Here is an 11,727-nt window from a genome sequence, read left to right as displayed (position 1 = left end):
TTAACGTTCTTGTTCGTGATAGTTATAGAGGATGTCCTGCTTTCTTGCAAGAGTTTGCTGTGCTACGATGCTGGCGTATTTTAAATTGTAGCGGGAGTACTTAAGCCATGCAGGAAATATTGATTGGCGGGCAGGATGGCATCAAGGTAAGCATGGATGCCGCAATGGGCAACCGGCACGGCATGATTTCCGGAGCAACCGGAACGGGCAAAACGATCAGCTTGCAAATCCTGGCTGAAGGGTTTTCACGAATCGGCGTCCCGGTTTTTCTTGCGGACATCAAAGGCGACCTGTCCGGCATTACGGTTGCTGGACTGCCGCATGAAAAAATTACCCAGCGGATTCAACAGATCGGCATTAGCGACTTTCAGCATCACGGTAATCCCTCGGTATTCTGGGATATTTTTGCCAAAACTGGGCATCCGGTACGCGCCACAATTTCCGATATGGGGCCTTTACTGCTGAGCAATTTGCTGGAACTGAATGACACTCAGACAGGTGTGCTCTACAGTTGCTTCAAGCTTGCCGATGACAATGGCCTGTTATTGCTGGATTTGAAAGATCTACGCGCCTTATTGACCTGGGTGGGCAGTCAGGACAAAGCACTGCAAGCTGAGTATGGGAATATTGCCGCCGCCAGCCTGGGCGCAATTCAGCGGCAACTGCTGGTGCTGGAAGAACAGGGTGCGGAACACTTCTTTGGTGAACCTGCGATCCAACTAGAAGATTTTTGCAAAACCGACTTCTCCGGTAATGGCGTCATCAGCATTCTTGATGCGACCGAACTGGTCACCCAATCGCCGCGCCTTTATGCCACATTCCTGTTGTGGCTGTTGTCCGAGCTGTTTGAAAACCTGCCTGAAGTCGGCGATGCTGACCGCCCCAAATTAGTCCTGTTTTTTGACGAGGCGCATCTTCTCTTCGACCAAGCGCCCAAGGTGCTGCTTGATAAAATCGAGCAAATCGTCAGGTTAATCCGTTCCAAGGGCGTGGGCGTTTACTTTATCAGCCAAAGCCCCTTAGATGTCCCCGAAGACATATTGGGGCAACTGGGACTGAAAATACAACATGCCTTAAGGGCTTATACGCCCAAAGACCAGCAAGTCATCAAGAGCGTTGCGGGCACTTTTCGGGCGAACCCTAAAATAGATACCGAGACCGCCATACAGGAATTAAAAATCGGTGAAGCCCTGGTTTCCGTGCTCAATAAGGATGGCAGCCCGGCTCCCGTCGAGCGGATTTTGATTCGTCCGCCAGAATCCCAAATAGGGCCAATATCCCAGGAGCAACGCGCTGAAATGATGAAACGGTCACCTTTTCATGGTCGTTACGACGAGGAAATAGATCGGGAATCTGCTTATGAAATGCTCAAACAAAAGGCCGAGCGGCAGAATCAGGACGCACTAGAAGAACAACAAAACAAAGAAGAGGAAAAAGCGGCATCAGGCGGCGGGTCACGGAAACGGCAAAGCGCCACAGAGGCGTTACTTAAGAGCGCTGCGCGTAGCATCGGCACAACGGTCGGGCGGCAGATTGTGCGGGGGATTATGGGTTCTTTGCTAGGTCGCCGGTAACCAGTAATATACTTAGGTTTCCTGGTGATTCAGTGATTGAAAGGTTGTTTAGTTTGAAAAATAAGTTATATTAAAGTGAGTTTGGCTAGGGAACGAAATAACATTTCACAAGTCGAACCACAGCAATACAAGATGCTAGTGTGTGTATTGCTTTTTTAATGTCCATGAAAATCTTTACCGCCCGTATTGGTGTCAATGCAAAGTTTTAGGGTTCTCGATAAGTAAAAGTGAGCCACTGCAAAAAAATCGGTATCAACGCGGACATTCATTAACTGAGAGGGGATAACTATGAAAAAATTAACAGTTGTATACGCAAGCTCTTTATTGTTATTGAGTATGAATGTTTTTGCCGAGCCGCATCTTGACCAGGCCATTGAACATACCACCGCAGCGGTTGAGCATGGTAAGGCGGGTCATGCCTCGGTGCTGTTGGAACATGCTAGGCCTGCTTTGGAACATACCATGGCCGGTGCTATAGTCGCTAAAGGCGTAGCAAAATCGCACACGGATTATGCCATGGCCGACTTGGAGGAAGCGATCAAACACGCCAAAGAAGGGGATGCCCATGTTGGTGTTGCCACCACCTACGCAGAAACTGCCTTGGAACACCTAAAAGCGGCTAATAAGTGAGCTGACTCTTTTTTTAAAAAAACGGGTGATAACTTCGCCCGTTTTTTTGTCCGCTCCAAAGTTAATTTCCAACCCGGCTGTTGTTAATCGCAGAACCTTTACCGATTGCCGTCCATCCTGATGTGATACTATCCGCCAGTAAGCGAATCAAGCCGCAACACGGAGAACTTCCAGCATGAATGAAACCCCTATTCAAACACCTACAGGAACAGATCTTTTTTCCTCCGATTTTCTGTTGGGGAATGTCGGTGCGTCCTTTCTTATCGGTGCGGCAGTCGGTTATTTTGCCAAAAAAATGCTAAAGGTCGCCCTGTTTATTGGTGGTGCAGCCATTGTGTTGATGTTCGTGGGTGAATACTACAACATCATCGATATCAGCGATGTCCAGTTGCAAAGCGCCGCTGATACCGTAGCCAAAGGAGCTAAAGAGTCCGGCGGTTTTTTGGTTGACCGTCTCACCCGCATTACCAGTAAAGGAGTGAGCGCTGTCGGCGGTTTTTTTGTTGGTTTCAAGTTTGGTTAAGATAAAATCAGTTAAGTAGCCTCGATGCAGCTTGCGGAATCGAGGGTTTCGGGGTTTCGATAGCCCTCGATTTCGTTACACTCCATAGAGGCTTGCTACCAGGTGGGTTTTAGCAATAGCATGGCAGCTAACTGTTCATTCCAGCAGGTGCCTTCGACACCGCTGAATTCAAGCGTTATACGCCGCTTATTCATAGTGCGTCCACATTCTCAGCACTTTTACAGCCTGTTCTTTATCCAACACTTGATATACTAAACGGTGTTGAATATTTATTCTCCTTGAGTAAGTGCCGCTTAAATCACCCACCAACTTTTCGTACGGCGGGGGTGTTTGGTAGGGATTATTTTGTATGATCTCTAATAATTCTGTTGCTTTTTCCTTAAGTCCTGATAAAGCTATTTTTTTCGCGTCCTTTTCAGCTTGCTTGGCAAAATAAAGTTGCCACATTACCAATCAAGTTCTTTATTGCAAATTTTCAGTTCTGTTTCCATGCCCTCGCGTATGGATTCACCCATACCCGGCACAGACAACAAATAGAGAGTTTCGTTAATTGCATTCCAATCGGATTCAGAAAGCAAGACTGCGTTGTGACGCTTGCCTGTTATGACAATGGGTTTATGGGTTTCAGCCGTTTCATCAATCAGGCTATAGAGTTTCGAGCGTGCTTCAGTGACATTTAGGCTAGCCATATGGAGTGCCTTATTAAAAATAATGATAGCGTACGTTTTACCGTACGCTATGTCAAGCCTTAATAATGTGCGCTACCAATTCATCGCCTGACGATCCTGGATGCTAGCCGCTTGAAAACTAGCCAAAACTCCCCCATGTCAGTAGCAACGTAAAAACTACTCAATGAGGTAAAACCATGCGAATGGACAAATTGACCAGCAAATTTCAGGCAGCGTTAGCGGATGCCCAAAGTCTGGCATTAGGGAAAGATAACCAGTTTATTGAACCGGCGCATCTTATGCTTGCCTTGCTGGATCAGGAAGGCGGTAGCATAAAGCCTTTGCTGTCGCAAATCGGCATCAACGTCCCGGTATTCCGCAGCGAGCTGACCAAGGAGCTGACGCGGCTTGCTACTGTGTCTGGTTCGGGTGGTGACGTACAAATTTCCAATGGTTTGGCAAGATTGCTCAACCTTACCGATAAATTGGCGCAAAAGCGTAATGACCAGTTCATATCTAGCGAATTGTTTTTGTTGGCGGCACTGGAAGAAAAAGGATCGCTGCAAGACTTGTTCAAAAAACACGGTATCACCAAGCAAGCCGTGGAGCAAGTGATAGATGCACTACGCGGCGGTCAGGCGGTGGATGATCCCAATGCTGAGGATCAACGTCAGGCGCTAAAAAAATATACGATTAACCTCACAGAGCGTGCTGAATCTGGCAAACTCGACCCTGTCATTGGCCGGGATGATGAAATTCGCAGGACGATCCAAGTGTTGCAGCGGCGTACCAAAAATAATCCCGTGTTAATCGGTGAACCCGGCGTTGGAAAAACGGCGATCGTTGAAGGTCTCGCGCAGCGTATTGTCAATGGTGAAGTGCCTGAAGGCATGAAACATAAACAGGTGTTGGCCTTGGATATGGCGGCCTTGATTGCCGGGGCAAAATTCCGTGGCGAGTTTGAAGAAAGGCTGAAAGCGGTGCTCAATGATTTAGCCAAACAGGAAGGCCAAGTCATCTTGTTTATCGACGAGTTGCACACGATGGTCGGCGCTGGCAAGGCGGAAGGCGCAATGGATGCGGGCAACATGTTAAAACCAGCCTTGGCGCGCGGTGAGTTGCATTGCGTCGGTGCAACGACGCTGGATGAATACCGTAAATACGTCGAAAAAGATGCCGCGTTGGAACGCCGTTTCCAGAAGGTCTTGGTCGATCAACCCTCAGTCGAAGACACCATCGCCATCCTACGCGGCTTAAAGGAAAAATACGAAGTGCATCATGGCGTGGACATTACCGACCCTGCGCTGGTGGCGGCGGCGAGCCTGTCATACCGCTATATTGCCGACCGCCAATTGCCGGATAAAGCGATTGATTTGATTGACGAAGCGGCCAGCCGTATCCGTATGGAGATGGATTCCAAGCCAGAAGAAATGGATAAGTTGTACCGGCGCTTGATTCAATTGAAGATCGAGCAGGTGGCGCTGAAAAAAGAATCCGATGCTGCGTCCAGGAAACGTTTGGAAATGCTGGAAGAAGATATTGCCGAGCTGGGAAAAGAATATTCTGATCTGGAGGAAATCTGGAAATCCGAGAAAGCTTCCTTGCAGGGTTCAGCATCCATCAAGGAAAAGCTCGAACACGCCAGAGTTGAACTGGAAGCGGCCAGCCGTGCGAATGACTTGGCGCGTATGTCAGAATTGCAGTACGGGATCATTCCAGCCCTGGAAAAGCAGTTACAAGCTGCGCCTGCGGAACAGCAAAAGATGACGTTGCTGCGTAACAAGGTCACCGAGGAAGAAATTGCTGAGGTCGTATCCAAATGGACAGGCATCCCTGTTTCCAAAATGCTGGAAGGAGAGCGGGAAAAACTGTTGCACATGGAAGCAGCGCTCAGTAAACGGGTCGTCGGTCAGGAAGAAGCGTTGAAATCTGTCAGCAATGCCATACGCCGTGCCAGAGCCGGACTCTCAGACCCCAATCGTCCCAATGGCTCATTCCTGTTCCTGGGGCCTACTGGTGTCGGTAAAACCGAGTTATGCAAAACCTTGGCTGAGTTTCTGTTTGATACCGCCGATGCCATGGTACGTATCGATATGTCGGAATTCATGGAAAAACATTCCGTCGCCCGTTTGATTGGTGCGCCTCCCGGCTATGTGGGTTATGAAGAAGGTGGTTATCTGACCGAACTGGTCAGGCGCAAGCCCTATTCCGTGATCCTCATGGATGAGATTGAAAAGGCGCACCCTGATGTCTTCAACATATTGTTACAAGTGCTGGACGGTGGTCGATTGACCGATGGTCAAGGCAGGACGGTTGATTTCAGGAATACCGTCGTGGTGATGACCTCCAACTTGGGTTCCGATGTCATCCAAGAGCTTTCAGGTGAAGCCAATTATCAGGCCATGAAATCAGCGGTGATGGAAATAGTGGGTGTCCGGTTCCGTCCTGAGTTCATTAACCGGATAGATGAGTCGGTCGTGTTTCATCCGCTGGGTCGTACGCAGATTCGGGCGATTTCCAGCATCCAGATAGAGCATTTGCGCAAACGCTTACAGGATCGCGAGATAGGCTTTGAAATTTCCGAGCAAGCCCTGGATTTGCTGGGTGAGGCAGGTTTTGATCCAGTTTACGGCGCAAGACCCATGAAACGGGCGATACAGCAACAACTGGAAAACCCGTTGGCACAGGAAATACTCGCAGGTAACTTCCAGTCGGGCGATGTCATCAAAGTGACCGTTGAAAATGATGCGTTGAAGTTTGTTAAAAACTGAGGCCTCAAATCTGGACGGGGCGAATCCATACGTGCCAACTTAACGCCCATAGTTCGCTGCGTTTATGTAGGGGCAACCCTTGTGGTTGCCCTAAAGCTGTGGCGATTGGATGACACAATCTCCTCTCACAAGACACAAAGGACAGGCACAAGGCCAGCCCCTACTAAGGCATCTGCATTATTCATTTTTCCCAGGCTTCACAATTGATTTAACCACTCACTTTAGAGAATAATACCAATCCCAATAAGTTCTCATATTGTTCCTTCTCCAGAGGGAGAAGGTCAGGATGAGGGATTCAAATAACAATTTATTGGGATTGGTATAATTTACTTCGTATGTGAAGCTAACCCATAGGTTACTGAGGTAACGAAGCCCAACGCGTCAATGTCACAATTGTAGAGCGTCAATTTGTTGGAGTACTTGACAACACCTAGCCTGTTGTTATAATCTCCAACATGAAGGCGGAATTACTGCTTAAAGAACGGTTATCCCAGAGTGAAAACAGCTTTGCTGAATTGGTCTTGTGGCGTGTTTCTGCGCCAGTGCCGGGCAGTGGTCATGTTTTCAAGTATCGACTGGCCTTTGTTGTCGATGGTGTGTGCGTGTTGCGCTACGACAACGAGGTGGGTAAGGGCGATCATAAGCATGTAGGCGAGGTTGAAATCCCCTATGTGTTTGAGTCTCCTCGTCGTTTGTTGGCTGATTATTGGCACGATGTTGAACAGTGGAGGGCAAATCATGAATGAAGTCACAATTGGTGTAATCAGCCTTAAAGATGCGTCCGAGCGTTTTATTACCGCTTGGGAAACCGGACAGCCGCAAGGCGCACATATCGGTTTTGAATCCGAGGAACAACTTTGGAAAACACTGACCTTAAAGCGTTGGCAGATTTTAAAAGCAATGACCGGAGCAGGCGAGTTGACCATCCGCGAAGTGGCAAGGCGTGTTGACCGCGACGTAAAGGCGGTGCATGGTGATGTCAAGGCTATGCTGTTGTGCGGCCTGCTGGACAAGACCGACAGAGGCAAGGTGATTTTTCCTTACGATGCGGTTCATGTGGATTTTGTTTTAAGAGCTGCGTAATTTGTTCAACAGTCCAACTTACTCTTTGCATGTATAGCGTGTGTGATAGGGTGAGCGGATGAAAGCCGTTCGGGTCGGTTACAGTAAAATCTTCAATGCGAGTGGATGTTCTCTTCTTGGACGTGATGAGATTCTTCTGAGGTTTAACTTTAGTGCAATCAATGTTGAGGTTTACGTGGGTCCCAATCCACGTCACATGATAGCTAGCTTTACGATTGGCCAGGAAGAACCTAAGGATGCAAAATCCATTGACCACGTCTCACGAGAGCAGGAATATACTACGCTATCCCCTGAGAATTACCCTGCCAATTTATACACCGAGTTAGTTGCGACACAGTTCATCGAAGTTGATGATGCTTTGGCCAGTGCATTCCACAGCCGTAACGAGGTAGCACGCGACAAAATTCTGCCTAAAGCGGAAGAAGGGGAGTCGTCACTCATCACTGCGCTCGATTTTGTTGCGGGAGTCCTCGGGCTTCGCTTGCATAAATTCCTGGTGAGTACTCCGATAACCGAACAGCGCTACGCATACCGTGACAATGGTACCTCATACGCAATCAGTGCAAGTCTGGCTTTTAATTGCATAGCAACGCACGACTGGGATGTCTCCGAAGGATTTAGGATGCCTATAACTAAGCTCCAAAAACAATGGACGTCGGAGAAAGCGGCAGAAGTCCTCGCTTGGCTTCTCCGGGCTTGGGCTGCCAAAGATCCCGTCTTGGAGTTCGTGTCTCTGTTTATCCCTCTCGAATGCGTCATTCCCAGACTAGCGATTGCGGAAAAAGATACATGGAACCAAAAACGGAGTGCACTACTCGCCATTATCGAAAATGTAGAGGCATCACAGGATAGCAAAGAACTATCGAAATTTCTTAAGGAACTACATCCGCCACAACCATCTCTTGCATCGCGGTTTGAGAAATGGGCCACCGATGTGGCTCTGCCAGGATGGGAACAAGATGTAATGGCTTTCAAACATTTCCAAAAGATGCGAAACTCTTTAGTTCATGCAGGCAATAAGCACGTAAAGTCTCTGATTACGGTAGTAGCGGACGACGTTCGTACGTTGGAGAACATCGCGGCGAGATATGTGAGTCTTGCATTGTTTGGGGATGCGAACGTATATCAAATCCCTAGACACACTGACCGACCTTGATCTTGTACGAAGCTAGAGATGTTGCACCTTTGATAGCCTAACTTTAAAGTCCCATTAGATTACGGTGCATCACTCCTTTCAAACAATTGATAACCCACATCCCCCGCTGTTTTACTTTTTAGCAATTTCCAATTATTTGACAGTGCAGTAGGACGGATAAGCTTGCGTCATCCGTCGATTGCTGGCTTCAATATTGCTGGCTTCAATAAGGTGCATGACACTTTGCTTATGCACCTACACCTGGACCAATCATAATCGAGCCGGATCAAAAATACGCAAGTCATGACATCCGAAGCGACGATGTTTCCACAAATTGCACCCGTTGGGTCACCCCGCATACCAAAGTGTAAGGTATGGTATCTGCAAAATCGGCGATTTCTTCAACCGCCAGTCCATTGCCCCATAAGGTAACCTTATCGCCCGGTTTTGCGTCGGGCTGTGTCGCCAAATCTACTGTCACCATATCCATTGAAACCCTGCCAATCAGGGGAACGCGCTGGCCATTGACCAATACAGGGGTGCCTTCCTTAGCATGTCTTGGATAACCATCGCCATAACCGATGGCGACCACGCCGAGTGTCGTGGCCTTGCTGCAAACCCAGCTATTGCCGTAGCCAACGGTTTCCCCTTTTTCAACCGGTTTTACTGCGATCAATTTGGAATGCAAGCTCATGACCGGCTCCAGTCCCAGCTTTAATCCGGTAGAATCGGAAAACGGCGAAATACCATACAGCATAATCCCTGGGCGCACCCAGTCGTTAATGGCATCCTCCCAAGCTAAAATACCCGCCGAATTGCCGATACTGCGTTCCCCGTCGTATGAGACCACCGCATCATTAAACAAACTGATTTGCAGTGGCGTAAAAGCGCTCGTTTTGTCATCGGCGCGTGCCAGGTGGGTGATGAGATTGATGGGTTTTTTGATTATCCCGCATTCGTTAAGCCTTTGATAAACATGGTCGGCTTCCTTTACCTTAAAGCCCAACCGGTTCATGCCCGTATCTATTTTTAGCCAAACAAGCAGCGTATCTTGCCCTTGCCAGCTTTCAATAAGGTCTAACTGATGGTAAGAATGGACGATGGCCTCTAGCTGATAATCGATGAGTTGCTGCAACTCTTCAGCATTGGCAAAGCCCTGAAATACGGCAATCCTTTGCGTTATTCCGGCATTACGCAGGCGCACACCCTCATCAACGCGGGCAACGGCAAAGGCATCAACAGTATCCAAAGCCTCCGCCATGCGTAACAAACCATGCCCATAAGCGTTAGCCTTAATGACCGCCATGACCTTCGCCTGTGGCGCACAACTGCGTACTTTTATGAGATTATGCCGGGCTGCATCCAGGTTGATTTCTGCATAAGCTGCGGCTGCAATCAATTGGTTCAAATGCCTTCCTTGTAATTATTCATAAGCGCCATCACTATAGGAATTCCCCGCATAATTCTCAAACCGGGTGTATTGCCCCAGAAAAGTCAAACGGACAGTCCCTAAGGGGCCATTCCTTTGCTTGCCGACAATAATCTCTGCAATGCCCTTATCGGGGCTGTCTTCATTGTAGACTTCATCCCGATAGACAAACACGATTAAATCCGCGTCCTGCTCAATAGCTCCAGATTCCCGTAAATCGGACATCATCGGCCTCTTGTTGGGGCGTGATTCAAGATTCCGGTTCAACTGCGACAAGGCCACGACCGGAACATTCAGTTCTTTAGCCAACGCTTTCAAACCCCTGGATATGTCGGAAATCTGCTGCACCCGGTTATCGCCGCTGCTGGGTGATTGCATAAGCTGCAAATAATCCAGCACAATCAAGCCTAATTGCCCATGCTCACGCGTCAACCGTCTTGCCCTTGCGCGTACTTCAGTGGGTGATAGCGCAGGCGTATCATCAATAAACATTTTGGTTTCACCCAGCATACTGATTGCTGAAGTCAATCGCGGCCACTCGTGGTCTTCCAGCTTGCCCGTCCTGACTTTATGTTGGTCGATACGCCCCAGCGACGACATCATCCGCATCGCTAAGGCATCACCTGGCATTTCCATACTGAAAATGGCAACGGGTTTACGGCCTTTGATAGCGATATTTTCCGCCATGTTCATGGCAATGGTGGTTTTGCCCATGGAGGGCCTACCCGCCACGATAATCAAATCAGAAGGCTGTAATCCTGAAGTCAAATCGTCCAAATCAGTAAATCCGGTCGCAGCACCAGTGATATGGCCTTCCTGTTCGAACAACATTTCAATCTTGTCAACCGCCTTGGCAAGCAGCGATTTAATGCCAATAAAACCGCCCTGCCCACGTTGGCGCTGTTCGGCAATTTTGAATACCTCGCGTTCGGCGTGTTCCAAAAGGTCGGCGGTATCGCGCCCTTCGGTATTGAAGGCCGAATCTGAAATTTGTGTACCCACATGAATCAACTGGCGCAGTACCGACCTGTCCCTGACGATATTGGCGTAGCTGACGATATTAGCGGCACTAGGTGTATCTTTTGCCAGCATACCCAGATAAGACAAACCGCCTATGGTTTCCAGTTCGCCAGTCGCTTCCAGCGCTTCAGAGATGGTAATCACGTCGAAGGGAACCTGGTCTTCAGCCAGTTTGGCTATCGTCCTGAAAATCAGTTGATGATCCTTGCGGTAGAAATCGCTTTCCAACACTTTATCGGACACCGAGTCCCAGGTTTGGTTATCGAGCATCAAACCGCCCAACACCGACTGTTCAGCCTGAATGGAATTGGGCGGAACCTTCAAGGATTCATACGCATAATCACGATCGAACGCAAAATTTTCAGACATGGCACTTGTAATTAAAGATTTTGATAACATTGTAGGGGCAGGCCTTGTGCCTGCCCTAGCAACCCCTTATGGTGAACTAGGCGTATAACCTGGGCAATCCCTTGTGGTTATCTGGGCAACCACACAGCGCGGGTTCCCTACCCGCCGCTGCACTTCCACCATCCCTGGCGGTCGAAGGGATTGCCCCTACAAACACTCAACTGTATTTTACACGTAATACAAATGCTTCTGAAATCCGGTAAACAAGTCCCTGATTTTACCAGGATCGCCTAGCTCGCTTGCCGCGTTGGTTACGGCTTTGTATTTTAATTGGATCAGGGTTGGCAGCTTGTCCTGATCCAGATACCTTACCCTTCTAACATCAACATTTATTGAACGAGTATAAAAATCTCATTTTATTATCTGATTACCAATAAGCTTCAGCCAATTTTAGCAACCGTCCGGGCATCGGCGGTGTTAAGGCTGATGCACGCACTAATCTTGGCACTAACGCATCCGACTTAAAGCGTCGATTAAAACGATATT

Annotated in this window: 11 protein-coding genes and 1 pseudogene; 7 read left to right on the top strand and 5 right to left on the bottom strand. The window is 48.5% G+C overall.

Going from position 1 to position 11,727, the window contains the following annotated elements; translation table 11 throughout:
* Positions 1–107: 107 nt before the first annotated feature.
* From ACLQ6D_RS01545 to ACLQ6D_RS01535, 3 genes are all read left to right on the top strand, one after another.
* Positions 108–1,574, top strand: coding sequence for a helicase HerA-like domain-containing protein (locus ACLQ6D_RS01545; protein WP_411725487.1), 1,467 nt, complete (start codon positions 108–110; stop codon positions 1,572–1,574).
* A 288-nt stretch (positions 1,575–1,862) separates the two neighbouring features.
* Positions 1,863–2,204: a small metal-binding protein SmbP gene (smbP, locus tag ACLQ6D_RS01540; RefSeq protein WP_411725486.1), complete on the top strand. Its 342-nt coding sequence runs from the start codon at positions 1,863–1,865 to the stop codon at positions 2,202–2,204.
* A 175-nt stretch (positions 2,205–2,379) separates the two neighbouring features.
* A complete protein-coding gene (locus ACLQ6D_RS01535; RefSeq protein WP_411725485.1) occupies positions 2,380–2,727 on the top strand; it encodes an FUN14 domain-containing protein in 348 nt (115 codons plus the stop codon).
* A 186-nt stretch (positions 2,728–2,913) separates the two neighbouring features.
* On the opposite strand, the gene ACLQ6D_RS01530 is transcribed toward ACLQ6D_RS01535, so the two are convergent.
* Positions 2,914–3,174 (bottom strand): Txe/YoeB family addiction module toxin, encoded by a 261-nt coding sequence (locus ACLQ6D_RS01530; protein WP_411725484.1) that lies wholly within the window; start codon positions 3,172–3,174, stop codon positions 2,914–2,916.
* Entirely contained in the window at positions 3,174–3,416 is a 243-nt protein-coding gene (locus ACLQ6D_RS01525; RefSeq protein ID WP_411725483.1) for a type II toxin-antitoxin system Phd/YefM family antitoxin, read from the bottom strand. Before ACLQ6D_RS01525 ends, ACLQ6D_RS01530 begins: the two co-directional genes overlap by 1 nt.
* Positions 3,417–3,592: 176 nt before the next feature.
* On the opposite strand from ACLQ6D_RS01525, the gene clpB reads away from it, so the two are divergent.
* The 4 genes from clpB to ACLQ6D_RS01505 all read left to right on the top strand — a co-directional run bounded on the left by clpB (position 3,593) and on the right by ACLQ6D_RS01505 (position 8,405).
* Positions 3,593–6,166 (top strand): ATP-dependent chaperone ClpB, encoded by a 2,574-nt coding sequence (clpB, locus tag ACLQ6D_RS01520; RefSeq protein WP_411725482.1) that lies wholly within the window; start codon positions 3,593–3,595, stop codon positions 6,164–6,166.
* A 455-nt stretch (positions 6,167–6,621) separates the two neighbouring features.
* Positions 6,622–6,912, top strand: a complete 291-nt coding sequence (locus ACLQ6D_RS01515) for a DUF6516 family protein (protein ID WP_411725481.1) — start codon at positions 6,622–6,624, stop codon at positions 6,910–6,912.
* Complete coding sequence (locus tag ACLQ6D_RS01510) at positions 6,905–7,249, top strand: hypothetical protein (protein ID WP_411725480.1); 345 nt, start codon at positions 6,905–6,907, stop codon at positions 7,247–7,249. The genes ACLQ6D_RS01515 and ACLQ6D_RS01510 overlap by 8 nt, the downstream gene beginning before the upstream one ends.
* Positions 7,250–7,307: 58 nt before the next feature.
* Positions 7,308–8,405 carry a hypothetical protein gene (locus ACLQ6D_RS01505; RefSeq protein ID WP_411725479.1) on the top strand — a complete coding sequence of 366 codons (1,098 nt, stop codon included), beginning with the start codon at positions 7,308–7,310 and terminating at the stop codon, positions 8,403–8,405.
* Between the two features lie 280 nt (positions 8,406–8,685).
* On the opposite strand, the gene alr is transcribed toward ACLQ6D_RS01505, so the two are convergent.
* The 3 genes and pseudogenes from alr to ACLQ6D_RS01490 all read right to left on the bottom strand — a co-directional run.
* Entirely contained in the window at positions 8,686–9,780 is a 1,095-nt protein-coding gene (alr, locus tag ACLQ6D_RS01500) for an alanine racemase (protein WP_411725488.1), read from the bottom strand.
* Positions 9,781–9,807: 27 nt separating this feature from the next.
* Positions 9,808–11,202, bottom strand: a complete 1,395-nt coding sequence (gene dnaB / locus ACLQ6D_RS01495) for a replicative DNA helicase (RefSeq protein WP_411725478.1) — start codon at positions 11,200–11,202, stop codon at positions 9,808–9,810.
* Between the two features lie 406 nt (positions 11,203–11,608).
* Positions 11,609–11,727 (bottom strand): annotated as a pseudogene (locus tag ACLQ6D_RS01490) (IS1595 family transposase); the annotation flags it as partial.

The organism is Methyloglobulus sp., from assembly GCF_046714055.1.
In the GTDB taxonomy this organism is placed as follows: domain Bacteria; phylum Pseudomonadota; class Gammaproteobacteria; order Methylococcales; family Methylomonadaceae; genus Methyloglobulus.
The sequence above is the reverse complement of the archived record's forward strand: the minus strand, read 5'-3'. Positions and strand labels throughout refer to the sequence as shown.